Annotated in this window: 12 protein-coding genes and 3 pseudogenes; 4 read left to right on the forward strand and 11 right to left on the reverse strand. The window is 72.0% G+C overall.

Annotation, left to right across the window (positions count from 1 at the left end):
* Positions 1-3: 3 nt before the first annotated feature.
* Positions 4-897 carry a CoA transferase gene (locus tag LO772_RS36470; protein ID WP_443089339.1) on the forward strand — a complete coding sequence of 298 codons (894 nt, stop codon included), beginning with the start codon at positions 4-6 and terminating at the stop codon, positions 895-897.
* On the opposite strand, the gene LO772_RS32330 is transcribed toward LO772_RS36470, so the two are convergent.
* The 3 genes from LO772_RS32330 to LO772_RS32335 form a co-directional block, all read right to left on the reverse strand.
* Positions 789-2,450: a FadD3 family acyl-CoA ligase gene (locus LO772_RS32330; protein ID WP_231775583.1), complete on the reverse strand. Its 1,662-nt coding sequence runs from the start codon at positions 2,448-2,450 to the stop codon at positions 789-791. The two genes, LO772_RS36470 and LO772_RS32330, sit on opposite strands and share 109 nt — an antisense overlap.
* A gap of 168 nt (positions 2,451-2,618) precedes the next feature.
* Positions 2,619-2,753 carry a hypothetical protein gene (locus tag LO772_RS35995; RefSeq protein ID WP_269453125.1) on the reverse strand — a complete coding sequence of 45 codons (135 nt, stop codon included), beginning with the start codon at positions 2,751-2,753 and terminating at the stop codon, positions 2,619-2,621.
* 131 nt (positions 2,754-2,884) lie between these two features.
* Positions 2,885-4,285 carry an ABC transporter substrate-binding protein gene (locus LO772_RS32335; RefSeq protein WP_231775584.1) on the reverse strand — a complete coding sequence of 467 codons (1,401 nt, stop codon included), beginning with the start codon at positions 4,283-4,285 and terminating at the stop codon, positions 2,885-2,887.
* Between the two features lie 616 nt (positions 4,286-4,901).
* Between LO772_RS32335 and LO772_RS32340 the strand changes: the two genes are divergently transcribed.
* Positions 4,902-6,887 carry an aconitate hydratase gene (locus LO772_RS32340; RefSeq protein WP_231775585.1) on the forward strand — a complete coding sequence of 662 codons (1,986 nt, stop codon included), beginning with the start codon at positions 4,902-4,904 and terminating at the stop codon, positions 6,885-6,887.
* Positions 6,888-7,271: 384 nt separating this feature from the next.
* Here LO772_RS32340 and LO772_RS32345 read toward each other — a convergent pair whose 3' ends face one another.
* Positions 7,272-8,027, reverse strand: a complete 756-nt coding sequence (locus LO772_RS32345) for a hypothetical protein (RefSeq protein ID WP_231775586.1) — start codon at positions 8,025-8,027, stop codon at positions 7,272-7,274.
* Between the two features lie 52 nt (positions 8,028-8,079).
* Between LO772_RS32345 and LO772_RS32350 the strand changes: the two are divergent.
* A pseudogene (locus LO772_RS32350) lies at positions 8,080-8,366 on the forward strand (enoyl-CoA hydratase/isomerase family protein); the annotation flags it as partial.
* Positions 8,358-8,675: pseudogene (locus tag LO772_RS32355) on the forward strand (acyl-CoA dehydrogenase family protein); the annotation flags it as partial. The pseudogenes LO772_RS32350 and LO772_RS32355, both read left to right, overlap by 9 nt.
* A gap of 42 nt (positions 8,676-8,717) precedes the next feature.
* Here the strand turns inward: LO772_RS32355 and LO772_RS32360 are convergent.
* The 7 genes and pseudogenes from LO772_RS32360 to LO772_RS32390 all read right to left on the reverse strand — a co-directional run.
* Positions 8,718-8,810 (reverse strand): annotated as a pseudogene (locus LO772_RS32360) (hypothetical protein); the annotation flags it as partial.
* An 88-nt stretch (positions 8,811-8,898) separates the two neighbouring features.
* A complete protein-coding gene (locus LO772_RS32365; protein WP_231775587.1) occupies positions 8,899-10,413 on the reverse strand; it encodes a class I adenylate-forming enzyme family protein in 1,515 nt (504 codons plus the stop codon).
* A gap of 106 nt (positions 10,414-10,519) precedes the next feature.
* Positions 10,520-11,320, reverse strand: a complete 801-nt coding sequence (locus LO772_RS32370; protein ID WP_231775588.1) for an enoyl-CoA hydratase/isomerase family protein — start codon at positions 11,318-11,320, stop codon at positions 10,520-10,522.
* Positions 11,293-12,084, reverse strand: a complete 792-nt coding sequence (locus LO772_RS32375) for an enoyl-CoA hydratase/isomerase family protein (protein WP_231775589.1) — start codon at positions 12,082-12,084, stop codon at positions 11,293-11,295. The genes LO772_RS32370 and LO772_RS32375 overlap by 28 nt, the downstream gene beginning before the upstream one ends.
* A 5-nt stretch (positions 12,085-12,089) precedes the next feature.
* Entirely contained in the window at positions 12,090-12,254 is a 165-nt protein-coding gene (locus LO772_RS32380; RefSeq protein ID WP_231775590.1) for a hypothetical protein, read from the reverse strand.
* Positions 12,245-12,922, reverse strand: coding sequence for an enoyl-CoA hydratase/isomerase family protein (locus LO772_RS32385; RefSeq protein WP_231775591.1), 678 nt, complete (start codon positions 12,920-12,922; stop codon positions 12,245-12,247). The genes LO772_RS32380 and LO772_RS32385 overlap by 10 nt, the downstream gene beginning before the upstream one ends.
* 427 nt (positions 12,923-13,349) lie before the next feature.
* On the reverse strand, positions 13,350-14,627 hold the full coding sequence (locus LO772_RS32390; protein WP_231775592.1) for an acyl-CoA dehydrogenase family protein: 1,278 nt from the start codon (positions 14,625-14,627) through the stop codon (positions 13,350-13,352).
* Positions 14,628-14,668: the final 41 nt, after the last annotated feature.

Here is a 14,668-nt window from a genome sequence, read left to right on the forward strand (position 1 = left end):
GCCGTGGGCGGCGGCCCGTGTACCCGGTCCTGGTATCGACCGGACCGCGGGCCCAAGCCCGGGTTGACAGGGCGTTCGTGCCCACGGGGACGGCCGACCCACCGAGCGCCCCGGGCCGGGGCACTCGACGCTGCTCACCTCCCCACGGCACCCGCGTCCTCGGCCGACGGACACGTGCTGTTCATGGCGTCCGAACGGAAGTTCTGGCGCAACTTCTGCGCCGCGATCGGCCGCGACGAGCTGTTCCACGCGCACCCGGGTGCGGAACTCGCCGACCACGCGCGCGGCAACCTCACGCTGCGCCGCGAACCGGCGTCCGTGTTCCGGACCCGCACGACAGCGGAGTGGGTCGGCCTGGGCCTCGCCCGCGACCTCCCCATCTGCCCGGTCAACACCCCGGCCTCGATCGCCACCGCCCCGCAGTTCACCGACCGCCTCCCCTGGCAGCCCGCGGAACGCCAGGTGGCCGACCAACTCCCGTTCCGGTCCGGGTGGTCGGCGAGGCTCCGCCCGCGGCGACCCGGCGTGCGCCGAAGCCGGGCGAGTCGACGGAGGAGATCGTGCGCGATGTGCTCGGCTGCGACGAGGCACGGTGCGAGGAACTCCGCAGGGCCGGCGCCTTCGGCGGCTGACGCCGCGCGGCCGCGCGTCCCGCCTGGGGCGGGTTCGCGCGGCACGACGCCTGAGACGGCTGTGTCCCACGTCAATACGCGGGATGCGGGATACAGCCGTCTCGGCGTGTGGCGGGCGGTCGCGTTCGTGATCCCCGCCGCGGCGAGCCCACCGTGTCAGCTCTCCGAGACCACCAGCCGGTCGCGCAGTTCGTTCTTCAGGACCTTGCCCGCCGCGTTGACCGGGAGGTCGTCGACGATGTGCACCTGGCGCGGCACCTTGTAGTTCGCCATGTGCTCGCGCGACCAGGCGATCAGCTCCGGACCGGTGACCGCGGCGCCGCGGCGCGGGACGACGAACGCGGCGCCGACCTCGCCCATCCGGGCGTCCGGGACGCCGACGACGGCGCTGCGGGCGATCGCGGGGTGGCTCTCCAGGATCCGCTCGATCTCCGCGGGGTAGGCGTTGAAGCCGCCGACGATGTACATGTCCTTGATGCGGTCGGTGATCCGGATGCGGCCGTTCTCGTCCAGCCGGCCGACGTCGCCCGTGTGCAGCCAGCCGTCGGGGTCGATCGTGGCCGCGGTCTCCCGCTCGTCGCCGAAGTAGCCCTTCATGACGGCGTATCCGCGCACGACGATCTCGCCCTCGGCGCCGTCGTCCACCGGTGTGTTGTCGCCGTCGACGATGCGGACCTCCAGGCCCGGCAGCGGGTGGCCGACCGTGGAGGTGACGGTCTCCAGCGAGTCGTCGTAGCGGCACATCGAGACCGTCCCGCAGGTCTCGGTGAGCCCGTAGCCGGAGACGATGTGCGCGAGGCCCATCTCGTCGCGCACCCGGTGCAGCAGGCTCGGCGGTACGTTCGTCGCGCCGGTGACCGCGAGCCGCACGTGGGCCACCCCCTCGTGGGTGAAGTCGGGGTGCTCCAGCATCGTCTGGTAGAGCGTCGGAGTGCCCGGCAGTACGGTGATTCGCTCGTCGCGGACGACGTCGAGCACGTGCGGTACGTCCAGCGTGCGTTCGGGCAGTGCGGTGGCGCCGACGAGGAGGCACGCGAGCCAACCGGCCTTGTAGCCGAAGCCGTGGAAGAACGGGTTCACGATCAGGTAGCGGTCGCCCTCGCGCAATCCGACGACCGCGGACCACACGGCGTACACCCGCAGCGTCTGGCCGTGGGTGCACATCGCACCCTTGGGGTTGCCGGTCGTACCGGAGGTGAAGAGCATGTCGGACAGGTCGTCCGGGCCGATCTCCGCGATCCGCGCCGCGAGTTCGCGGTCGGAGACGGTGACACCCGAGGCGATGAAGTCCTCCCACGCGGTCGGCCTCCGCGTGGAGCCCTCGGACAGCGCGACGAGCCTTTCCAGGTCGGGCAGTTCCGTACACGGTCGGCCGTCGGCCGGGCCCCCGGTGGCGGCGATCAGCGATGCGGGGTAGTCACGGCCCAGGAACTCCCCGGCGACGCACAGCACCCGCGTCCGGCTCTTGCGCAGGATGTACGCGGCCTCGTCGCCCTGGAACCGCGTGTTGAGCGGGACCAGGACGCCCCCCGCGCGCTGGAGCCCGAGCGCCGCGACCATCCACCGCGCGCTGTTGGGCCCCCAGACCGCGACGCGGTCGCCCCTGACGACGCCCGAGGCGATGAACGCCTTCGCCGCGGCGGACACCTCGGTATCCAAGTCGGTGTAGGACAACCGGAGTTCGCCGTCGACGACGGCCTCGGCGGTGCCGAGTCGGGCCGCCGCGTCGGTCAACAGCCCGCTGATGGTGCCCCATCGCAGGTCGGCGCGCGGATCGGTGAAGCGGTCGGGATCGGCGGCGGGCGACTGGGAAGCCACGGCTGTCTCCACGGGTGGTCGGAGCGGATGGGGGTGGCGGCGGCGGTGAAGGGCGGGCACGGAACCCCACAGGGAGACCGCCCGACCGCCCCGATCACCGCACGAACCGCGGGGGTGCCCCGTGTGCCTGGCAGGGCACCCCCGCGGCTTGGCGGGGTCGGCCGCGGATCAGATCGGGGGCGTGTTGAGCATCGCTCCCGCGTCGAGGCGGGTGTTCAGGCCGGTCATGTACCGCGACGCGTCACTGGCCGGAGAGGTGACCAGATGCGAGACGTCGATCGGCTGGATGTACGGGATCGGCATGGCCTGCATCGCCGGGAAGGCCGGCTCGGCGTCCTCGCGCGTGGGGTTCTCGAGATCCGGCCGGAACGCCTGGGCCTGGTAGATGAGGTCGTTGTGCGGTCGGTGCGGTCGGTGCGGTCGGTGAGGCGGTGTCAGTCCTTCTTGAGCAATGGGGAGTTCGCGTTCGAGAGGTGTTGGGGGCGGTAGTAGCCGTGGAAGACCAGTTCGCCGCCGCGCAGTTCGCGGATGGTGAGGAAGTCGCCTTTGTAGCCGCGGTGGTCGTACTCCGCGAACGTGATGCACGTGCCGGGGCCGCCGTTGGTGCACGGCAGCCACTTGATCCGCTCCAGGCCGATCTTGACCTGCTCCGGCGTGGCGATGCGGGCGTTGCCGATGCCGTGGACGGCCGCCCGGGCGGTGTCGTACGAGAGCGCCACCACGACGTTGCGGGTCACGCGGCCGAAGCGTGCCTCGAACCGTTCGAGCATCGACTCGTAGTTGGGGTTGGTGCCGTCCTCGCCGAGCTGGTCGACGCCGTGCCAGCCTTCGAGGCCTTCGGCCCAGGCGTTGGAGTTGGAGTAGAACATGAAGGCGGTGCCCATGAACCGCGGCGGGTCCCAGTCGAGCGCCTTGAAGGCCTTGGCGAAGTTGAACGTCGCGTAGCCGTAGCCCATGTAGACGATGGCCTCGGCGCCTTGGTCGCGCATCGCGGCCAGGTTCTCCCGGAAGTTCCTCGGGTTGGGCCCGAGTTGGGTCTCCCGCAGGATTTCCAGGCCGTAGTGGCGGGCGCCGGCACGGAAGTGGTCGGCGTACAGGTCGCCGGAGGAGCCCTGCTCCCAGAAGAATCCGACCTTCGTGAGGCCCTTCCGGTGACACCAGTCGGCGCCCATCCAGCCTTCCACCGGGATGTCGCCGTTGGCGACGGTGAAGCAGTACTCCCCGGCGAACCGCGTGGTCCCGGTCCAGCCGATGCACGGCACGCCGGTGGCGTTGACGGTGTCCTGGAGGTTCACCGAGTTGTCGGAGATGAACGGGCCGATGACGACCACGCAGCCCTCGTCGACGAGCTTTTGGTAGCCGAGACGGACCTTGCGGTAGTTCTCGCGGGGGAGCCCGCGCGCGTCGACGGTGTAGATCTCCACGGGCCGGTCGTAGACGCCTTCGTTCAGCGCGTCCTCGACGGCGAGGATGATCGGGTCGATGAGGTCGGCGGTGAGCTGCCCGAGGTCCATGTCGATCAGGACGCCGATCTTGACCGGCTCGAACGGATCGCCCTGCGTCACCACGCCGTTCGTCGGCGGGTAGACGACGATCGACTCGACCGGCCGCTCGCCGAGCGCGCCGCTGCCCTGGTACCACAGCTGGTTGGCGTACGCGCCGCTGAGCGCGGTGTCGGTGCCGGACCGGACGCTGGATACGGCGCGGTCCGGTCGGGCGATGCCGTGGTCGATCGGAGCGTCGAACAGCCGCTCGGCGTAACGCGGGCTTTCCTCACCGGTCATCGTGACCTCCTTGTTCCGGCCGTCCAGGCCGCGGGCTCGGATGAAGCGCACGCGACAATTTATATATAAAATTCAAAATACTCCAGGGTCGCCGGGCCCGCCGCGGCTCCGCGGGAACCGGGTGCGGCCCCGCGACCGGCAGGCCGCCGAACCGCCTCTCCGGGGAGGCGATCCGAGCCGTTCGGGGCGCCGGAGCGGGTCAGCGGTCGCGCCACGCGGGAGGGCGGCGTTCCGCGAACGCGCGAGCGCCCTCGCGGGCGTTCTCGGACGCGAGGACGGGTGCCCCGACTTGCCGTTGCGCGGGGCGCGGGGTCGATCGGTGTGCGGCGGACGCGAGCCGGTGGCCGCAGCCATGCGGCGGCTCGTACGCGCAGGTCATCGGATGCGCGACCGAACGCGCCCTCGGCCCAGGCGGCGCGTTCGCCCTCGGCATGGCATGCGCTAGACCCGCTCTCCCGCGGAAGTCCAGACCGCGCCGAGGGGGCCGGGCGGTGACGTCGTGGCATCGCGTCCGGGACAGCCGAAACCCCGCACGACATCCGCACCGCGGGCCGCTCCACCGATCCGCGGCTTCCGCGACCGCCCGCGGCCACGTGTAAACCGTCCGGTCAGGGGCAGGCGCGCAGGTGGACGCCGTCGTCGAGAAGGTGTCGAGGAGGCGCTTGGCGTGGCTGTTTCCGCCGTCCGGGAGACGACCGGACCCCTCACCGTCGCCCATCGGCTCATTGCCGCACACCTGGTGGGCGGCCGGATGGCGGTGGGCGAGGAGATCGCCCTGCGCGTCGACCAGACCCTCGCCCAGGACGCGACCGGCACGCTGGTGATGCAGGAACTCGAAGCGCTCGGCCTCGACCGGGTCCGCACCGAGCCGAGCGTCCAGTACGTCGATCACAACCTCCTGCAGACCGACGAGCGCAACGCCGAGGACCACACCTTCCTCCGCTCGGCCGCACGGCACTTCGGCCTGTGGTACTCCAAGCCCGGCAACGGTGTGTCCCACCCCACCCACATGCAGCGCTTCGGTGTCCCGGGCAGGACGCTGATCGGATCCGACTCGCACACGTGCGCGGCCGGGGCGTTGGGGATGCTGGCGATCGGCACGGGCGGCCTCGATGTCGCGCTGGCCATGGCCGGTGAGCCGCTGCACCTGCGCATGCCGACGATCTGGGGGATCCGGCTGGAGGGCGAACTCCCCGACTGGGTGAGCGCCAAGGACGTCATCCTCGAACTGCTGCGCCGCCACGGCGTCACGGGCGGGGTCGGCCGGATCCTGGAGTACCACGGCCCCGGACTCGCCGGGCTGACCGCCATGGACCGGCACGTCATCGCCAACATGGGCGCCGAACTCGGCGCCACCGCCAGCGTGTTCCCCGCGGACGACGCGGTGCGCGCGTTTCTGCGCGCGGAGGGCCGTGAGGACGACTACCTCCCGCTCGCCGCCGACCCCGGTTGCCGCTACGACCTGACCGAGGACATCGATCTCGCCGCGCTCGAACCGCTGGTCGCCAAGCCCTCGTCGCCCGGAAACGTGGTGCCCGTACGCGAGGTCGCGGGGACGCCGGTCGGGCAGGTCGTCATCGGTTCCTCCGCCAACCCGGGCCTCCGCGATTTCGCCGTCGCCGCGGCCATGGTGAAGGGCCGTCAGACCTCCCCCGAGGTCAGCTTCGACATCAACCCGACCTCGCGCGAGATCCTTCAGGACCTGACCCGCATGGGTGCGACGTTCGACCTGATCGCCGCGGGCGCCCGCATCCACCAGGCCGGCTGCCTGGGCTGCATCGGCATGGGCCAGGCACCCGCCGTCGGCCAGAACTCCCTGCGGACCTTCCCGCGCAATTTCCCGGGCCGCTCCGGCACCGCCGACGACGCGGTATGGCTGTGCTCGCCGGAGACGGCGGCGGCGAGCGCCCTGGCCGGCCGGCTCACCGACCCGCGTGTGTGGGCGTCGCGGGCGGGCGTCGAGGCACCGCACCCGGACCTGCCGGAGCACGCCGCGGTCAACACGGCGGCGCTCGAACCGCCCTTGCCGCCCGAGGAGTCCGCGAGCGTGCGGCTGGTTCGCGGGCCGAACATCTCGGCGCTCCCGGAACTCGACGCGCTCCCACGGGACGTGGACGGCCCGGTCCTGCTGAAGGTCGGGGACGACGTGTCCACCGACGAGATCTCCCCGGCGGGGGCCAAGGCGCTGCCGTACCGGTCCAACCTGCCGAGGCTGGCCGACTTCACGCTCACCCGCATCGCCCGCGACTACCCCGAGCGCGCCCGCCGGAGCGGCCCGCACCTGATCGTGGCGGGTGAGAACTACGGGCAAGGGTCGTCCCGCGAGCACGCGGCGATCACCCCCAGGTTGCTCGGTCTGCGTGCGGTCATCGCGAAGTCGTTCGCCCGCATCCACTGGCAGAACCTCGCCAACTTCGGCGTCCTGGCACTGGAGTTCGCCGATCCGGCGGACTACGACCGCATCGACCAAGGCGACCGGCTGCGTGTCGGGGACGTGCGCGCCGCGCTCGCCGACGACGCGGAACCCTTCCTGACCGTCCACAACGCCACCAAGGGCGAGGACTACCGGGTCGCCCACCGTCTCTCGAAGCGCCAGCGCGACGCCGTCCTCGCCGGCGGCGTCATCCCGGCGCTGGCGGCGGCCCGCGCGTGACGGTACGCCACCCGCCTCGCGGGGGCACCACCGTACGGGAAGCGGTCGCTCGCGCTGACGCACAACCTCGGCGGCTCCCCGGGGGAGATGGTGAGCTCCGTGTCGATCGTCGGAACGGGCTGACCACGCCCGCGCTTTCCCCGAACCGGTGCGGCCGGGCCGCGCGGTTTCGGCGTGACGAGCGGCCCGCGTCCCGGACGCGGGCCGGTGCCGGAACCCGCGTGGCCCCGGCCGCGCTTGATGCCGGGGCAGGCCGACACGGTGTCGTCCTGACCCGGCGTCACCCCGCGGCGACCACCGCCGTGACCCGCCGCCCGCTGTCGGGCGGTGCCGGTGCCGAACTCCCCCCGGCACCGCCCGACACGCCCCATGCCTCACCGGTCCTCAGTCCGTCCAGTCCGTGCGGTCGGAGCGGGCCGGCTGGCGGCCGGTGCGGTGCGGGGACAGCGGCGAGTCGACCAGCAGGATCCGGTCGCGGGTCTCCACCAGCCCGGAGTCGCCGAGCAGGTTGTCCCGGTCGCGGGCGAGGTCCTTCTCGGCGGCGGCCCACGCCTCCCAGGTCGGGATGGTCCACAGCAGGACGCACTCGCTGTTCGTGCCCAGTGCCGTGGACCACGCGCCGGTCAGCCGCCAGTCCGTGGCCTTGGCGGCGGCGTCCGCGCGGTCGGTCACGTGGTCGAGCAGGTCCCGGGCCCGGCCCTTGCGCACGGTGACCACCTCGTGGGCGTAGACCTCGCCGCCGAGCCGGTCCGGGGACGCGCACAGCCCCTCGATCGTCGCGGTGGACGGGTGCGGCACGAGGATCCGGTCGTACCCGCCCGAGCGCAGGTCGGCCGCCGCCGCCCACCACTTCGCCAGCGCCGGGTCCTGCAGCAACGCGTTGCCGAACTCCAGGCGGAACGACGACGCGAGGCCGTCGAAGCCGTCTTCCTCCCAGATGTTGACCACCTGCGGCCAGGGCCCCGTACTCCCGACCACGCCCCACACCCCGTAGCACAGCTGGTGCCGCTGCTCCTGGCCGATCGGGCTCCAGTTGGCCGTCATGTGGTGCATGTACTTGGCGCGGTTCTGCCGGGTGATGTCGATGAACTCGTGGATGTAGACCTTCTCGTTCGGACCGCCGCGCACGTTTTCGGTCACGCCTGCCTCCTTCGGTTGGGGGACCACTTGGCTTTTTTATTCGATCGGCGACGGTGCCCAACGGCTCGTCGGCGCGGTCCTCGACTGCGAGACACCCGTCATCGCCGCGGTCAACGCACCGCGGCCGGCATTGGCTGCCACCTCGCGTACGCCTCCGACCTGGTGATCTCCGCGGAGAACGCCAAGTTCATCGAGGTGTTCGTCCGCCGCGGCCTGGTCGTCGACCGCGGCGGCGCGTACCTGCTCACCCGCCGCATCGGCGCACACCGCGCCAAGCGGCTCATCTTCTTCGGCGACGACCTGCCGGCCGTCGAAGCCGAGCGGTGGGGGCTGGTCAACTTCCGCACGCGGCTTCGCGTGTGGCTTGCCGACACCCTCCCCACGCTGCCGCCCAAACCGCACCGCGACGACTGGCCCGCCCGGCGCGCGTACGACACGCACGGGCAGCGCACCCTCTTCGACGCCGGATACGCCGGCGTCGACTGGCCCCGCGAACACGGCGGCCTCGGCGCCTCACCCACCGAACAGCTCGTCTTCCTGGAGGAGACCGCCCGCGTCCGCGCACCGTTCGTCGGAGCCAACTTCGTCGGCCTCCTGCACGCCGGCCCCACCCTCGCCGCCGAGGGAACCGACGAGCAACGCGCCCGCCCACGCCTGCTTCTGCGCGTCCGTGCCGCCCTCGATCACCGTGTGGCCGGCGATGCCGTTGTTGGTGCCGAACAGCGACCGGAACGCGGGGGTCGTCCAGCCCAGTTCCATGACCAGGCGGGCCTCCTGACTCATCGTCAGGCCCAAGCCGCCGTACTCGCCGCGACGATGTCGTCGGCGTCCTTGTCGTCCGTCCGCGGCCTCGTCTCTCGGGGCGGCGGGGTCAACGGGGAGCCGCGGCTTCGGCGAGTGCGACGAGTCGGGGGGACAGCACCTTGCCGATGTCGTTGCGGGGCAGCGCGTCAAGCCGGGTGAACCGGACGGGAACCTTGTACGGCGCCACATGCTCGCGGCACAGTGCGTCGAGTTCGGTGTCGGTGTCGGTGGCGTCCGCGCCGGGGTGGAGCACGACGAAGGCCCACGGCACCTCGCCGAGCCGGTCGTCCGCGACACCCACGACCGCGCACTCGGCGACCGCGGGGTTCAACCGCAGCACTTCCTCGACCTCGGCGGGGAACACTTTGAGGCCGCCGCGATTGATCATGTCGGAGAGCCGGCCGTCGATCCACAGGAAGCCGTCCGCGTCCAGGTGGCCGATGTCCCCGGTGCGGAACCATCCGTCGTCGGTCATGCGGTCGTGCAGCTGCGATCCGTCCGCGTACCCGGAGGACAGCGACGGCGTACGCACCTGTACTTCGCCCTGTGCGTCGGCCGCCAGGGCCTTGCCGGTGTCGTCGGCGACGCGGACCTGAACGCCGGGATTGGCGCGTCCGACCGCGCCGAGCTTCGATTCGCCGAACGCGCGGGCGTCGGCGGCGTTCCAGCCGACGATTTCCCCACCGATCTCCGTCTGGCCGTAGCAGTTGAGGACGGTCACACCGAACCTGTCGCGGAAGCGTCGTGCCTGCAGCGGTGACAGCGGCGCGCTGATGCTGCGGACGATCCGCAGCGGCTCCAGCGAGGTGACGCGGGGGGCGTCGCAGAGCATCACCATCGCGGCCGGTGGCAGCACGGTGGAGCGGATGCCGAACCGCTTGACGGTCTGGGCGAAGCCCTCCGGTTCGAACCGGTCGATCAGCACCACCGGCGCCCCGACGAGGAAGGCGAACAGCACATTGTAGATCCCCGCCCACAAAGACAGCGACGTGGGGATCAGGTTGGGCATGGGGGCTTTGCGCGGAGCGCCCTCGGTGGGCGTCTTCCGAGAGCCGAGAAGGTTGCGCAGCACCGGCTCCAGCAGGTCCAGCACCGTGTCGTGCCGCAGCAGGACCGACTTGGGTCGCCCGGTGGTACCCGACGTCGACTGGATGAGCGCGACACCGGGGTCGTACGCGTGTGTCTCGGACACCGTCCGGGTCGGTGTGCGCCACCCGTCGTCGGTGGCGACCACGGTCGGGAGGCCGGGGAACCGGCCCGCGCCGGCCTCGTCGGTGACGACCAACACGGGGCGTGCGGCCTGGGACAGCCGTGCGACCTCGGCATCGGTCAGCCGCGGGTTCACCGGCATGTACGCGGCGTCCGCCGACCAGACGCCGAACAGGGCCGCGACGGTCGCGGCGCTGTTCGGCAGCATCGCGGCCACCGCCTGACCGGGCCGCACACCGGCTTGCCGGAGGAGTACGCCCAAGGCGTCGGCGGACGTACGCAGTTCCGCGCGGGACACCATGGTGTCTCCCACGTACACCGCGGGGGCGTCGTCGTTCTCGCGGCTCTCCAGCAGTTCGCCCAGAGCCCTCATGCCGGCACACCTTGCGTCCGCGCGGTCGTGGGCTGAGGAGTCACCCCTGGCACGCCGAGGCGGCCCCTCGCGGCACACGCCGGGACGGTCGTGTCCTCCCGCGGTTTCACACCGTCCACCGGGGCTCCCGCTTCTCGGCGAAGGCACGCGGACCCTCTTCCTGGTCGGGATGGCCCCACATGGAGACCAGTTCCCGGGCGCCGGCCTTGCAGGCGTCCGTCAGCCCCATCTCCAGGGCGGCCCACAGCGCGCGCTTGGTCGCGGCCATCGCGGCGGGGGAGTTGCGTGCGATCTTCTCGGCGAGTTCCTGGGCGGCGTCGCGCAGGCGCTCGGGCGGGTCGATCACCTCGCTGATCATGCCCAGGTCGAGGGCGCGTTGCGCGGACATCCGTTCGTGCCGGCCGGTCAGCGCCATGCGCATCACGGCCTCGAACGGCATCTTGCGCAGCAGGCCGATGGCCTCGATCGAGACGACCTGGCCGACGGAGACATGCGGGTCGAAGAACTGCGCGTCCGAGGCGGCGATGACGATGTCGGCGTCGGCGACCCAGTGGAACGCGCCGCCCGCGCACAGCCCGTTGACGGCGGTGATCACCGGCTTGGCCACGCCTTGGTGCCATGCGGTGAAGTGCACGTCCCAGTCCTGCATCGACTGGCGGTAGCGCTGCATGCCGACGCCGTCGGAGGCGATCTCGGCGACGTCGACGCCCGTCTGAAAGGCACGGCCTTCACCGGTGTGCACGATCACGCGCACCTCGGGATCGGTGTCGAGCACCTTCCACGCGACCGCGAACTCGTCGCGCATCGCGCTGTTCATCGCGTTCAGGAGGTCCGGGCGGTTGTTGACGAGCCAGCCCACGGGGCCGCGCCGCTCCAACCTCAGGTGTTCGAGTTCGGGGTATGCCACGGAGATGTCCTTCCCGGGTGTTCCAGCGCGTTCCACAAGGCCCGCTTGGTCGTGGCGAGCAGGTCGGGGGGGTTGCGTGCGATGGTCGACGCCAAGGCGCGGGCCGCGTCGCGGAGGGTGTCCGGCGGCGTGACAAGTTGGCTGACCATGCCCAGCCGGTAGGCGCGTTCGGCCGTGACGCGTTCGTGGCGCCCCGCGAGGACCATGCGCAGGACGGGTTCGAAGGCCATGCGCGCGGCGAGGGTGATCGCCTCGGAGGCGGAGACCTGGCCGACGGTGACGTGCGGGTCCAGGAAGACCGCGTCGGTGGACGCGATGACGATGTCGGCGTCGGCGACGAAATGCAGTCCCCCGCCCGCGCAGACGCCGTTGACCGCGGCGATCACCGGCTTGGCGACCTTGTTGTGATGGCCGGTCAGGCGGAGTTCGGAGCGTTTGGTACGCCGGGACTGCTCGCGCAACGCCGCGGGGTCGCGGGCGAGTTGGGCGACATCCAAACCGGTCTGGAACGCCGTGCCGTTGCCGGTGTTGACGATCACCCGGACCTCGGGGTCGGCGTCCAACTCCCGCCAGGCGTATTCGAGTTCGTCGAGCATCGCGGCGTCCATCGCGTTGCCCCGGGCGGGCCGGTCGAACACCAGCCAGCCGACCGGTCCGTCACGCTCGACGACGAGGCGGGTGTACGTCCGCGGCGTCGCGCTGTCGTCCGTTCCGGCTCCCGGACCGGGCACCGGTGTTCCCCCGTCGTGGCCGTGGTCGGTCACCGCGGTCACCGCCCCCGGAAGTCGGCCCGGCGTTTGGCCGCGAACGAGGCCATTCCCTCGCGGAAGTCCCGGCTGCGCGACGACAGTTGCAGCGCGGACGCCTCGTCGCGCAGTTGCTGCTCCGGAGTCGAGGACCACGCGTCGTGCATGAGCCACTTCGTCAGCTCCAACGCGACGGTCGGACCCGTCGCGGGTTGTTCGGCGACGGCTGTGGCCGCGGCGCCGAGGCCGGCGTCCGGCACCGCGCTGTGCACCAGTCCCCTTCCTCGGCGCGGGCGGCGTCCACCTTCGCGTCGAGCAACAGCATGGTGCGGGCCCGGGTTTCGCCGATCCGGCGGGGGAGCAGCCATGTGATGCCGCTGTCCGGGGTGAAGCCCCGTGCGGAGAACGGGGCCCAGAACCGGGCGGATTCGGAGGCGATCGTCACGTCGGCCGCGAGAGCCAGTGACAATCCGATGCCCGCCGCCGTGCCGCGTACCGCACACACGACCGGCACCTGCACCGTGAGCACGAGCGGAATGAGACGGTGGGCTTGCGAGGGCAGGCGGCGCTGGATGCCGCCGACGCGCGGCTTGGCGTCGGAACCCGGCGTTCCTTCCGCCGAGTTGCCTTTCACGATGCCGGCACCGGTGCAAAAATGCGGGCCTTCGGCCGAGACGAGGACGGCGCGCACGGCCTCGTCGCGTCCGGCGGTCTCCAGGGCGTCGATGAGCCCGGAGACCATCGTGTCGTCGAGCGCATTGCGTTTCTCGGCCCGGTCGAGGGTCAGGCGCAGCAGCCCCCTGCCGTGGTCGAGTTCGACGTCCAATCCGGGCACCGCGTGATAGGTGTCGGTCACGGTTGGCTCCTCCGTCGCGGTCCACGAACGCGTGCGCTGCGGGTCTCGGAGGGCCACCCGAGCGGGTGCCGCCGCGGGGGCCGTGCCCGGCCCGGCGGGGTGTTTGGGCGAGGGGGTGCGCCGCCGTGGTCGCCGCCGCCCGGTGTCCGGTTCCACCCGCCATTCCTCGGCCTTCCTTGTCGCCGCGCCATGCAGGGGTTCGAGAAACGCACGAGATATGAATATTGTATATATTAGTCAGTCCTGATGTACAACCCGCGACGGCGACAACCCCCTCCGCGCGGTGGGTACCGGCCCGCGCCCTTGCGGTGTGGGCGGGCGGCGTTCCGGCGGACGGGCCCGCGTGCGCGGGGGCGGCGACGTGGGAGGACGGTGAGTGGGGCACGCTGCGCGGGGCACCGTGGTCACGGCGCGATCCCGCCCCGGCTCATCCCCGCGGGACCTCCCGCCACGGCCTGCCCTCCCAGGGGTCGGCCTCCTTCGGCAGGCGGAGGACGCGTTCGGCGATCACGTTCTTGTTCACCTCGCTGGTGCCGCCCTCGATGGTGTTGGCGCGGCTGCGCAGCATGCCGCGCACCTCGGGGGGCATGGCGCCGGCGTAGTCCTCCCGGTCACCGTCCCAGGCCGTGGCACCCGGGCCGAGCATGAGCGCGGCGGTGGCCTGGATGCGCTGGTTCAGTTCGGAGCCGTGCACCTTGCCGACCGACGACTCGGGGCCCGGGGGGAGCCCGGTCCTCAGGCCCGCGCGGACGCGGGCGTTGGTCCAGGAGCGGATCTGCTCCTCGCACCACAGCCCGACCAGCCGGTGCCGGGTGTCCGCGTCGTCCCAGCCGTACGGCAGCCCGGCCGCGGAGCGCTCGCGGGCGAGGCGGATGAGCCGGGTGGTGCCGGTGCCGCCGATGCGGTCGACGCCGCCCGAGCCCGACCCGGCGACCATCTGGCGTTCCCCGGAGAGCGTCGCGCGGGCGACCCTCCAGCCGTCCCCGACCGCGCCGATCCGCTGGGTGTCGGGCACGTGGGCGCCGTCGAGGAAGACCTCGTTGAAGTCGACTTCCCCGCCGATGTGCCTGAGCGGGCGCACGTCGACGCCGGGCTGGCGCATGTCGACGAGGAAGTACGTGATCCCGTCGCGCTTGGGCACGTCCGGGTCGGTGCGGGCGAGCAGCACGCCGAAGTCGGCGAGGTGCGCCCAGGTCGTCCACACCTTCTGCCCGGTGATCCGCCAGCCGTCGCCGTCGCGTTCCGCGCGGGTGGCGAGCGAGGCGAGGTCGCTGCCCGCGCCGGGCTCGCTGAAGAGCTGGCACCACACCTCCTCGTTGGCGGCGATCCTCGGGAGGAAGCGCAGGCGTTGCTCGTGTGTGCCGTGCGCGAACAGCGCCGCGGCGGTGAGGTTCAGCCCGAGGGGGTTGAGGCGCGGCAGGTGGTACGGGCGCAACTCCCGCTCCGCCGCCGCCGCGAGAGGACGGGACCAGTCCAACCCGCCGTACTCGAGCGGCCATTGCGGGACGACCAGACCGCTCGCGGCGAACCGCGGGTACCACGCGCGGTATTCGTCCCGCGTCCGCACGGTCCGCACCGCGCTCGGGCCGCCCCGCTCCGCCGCCTCACGCCACGTGCAGGGCACCGTCGCCGCGACCCACGCGCGCACGTGCTCGGTGGCCTCCTCCGCGTCCGTGCAGTCGGCCAACGGCCTGCCCTGGCTCATCCGCGTGCTCCTGTCGTCGGTCGGTCGGCGGCGGGGGCCGT

It is taken from the genome of Yinghuangia sp. ASG 101 (assembly GCF_021165735.1).
In the GTDB taxonomy this organism is placed as follows: Bacteria; Actinomycetota; Actinomycetes; order Streptomycetales; family Streptomycetaceae; genus Yinghuangia.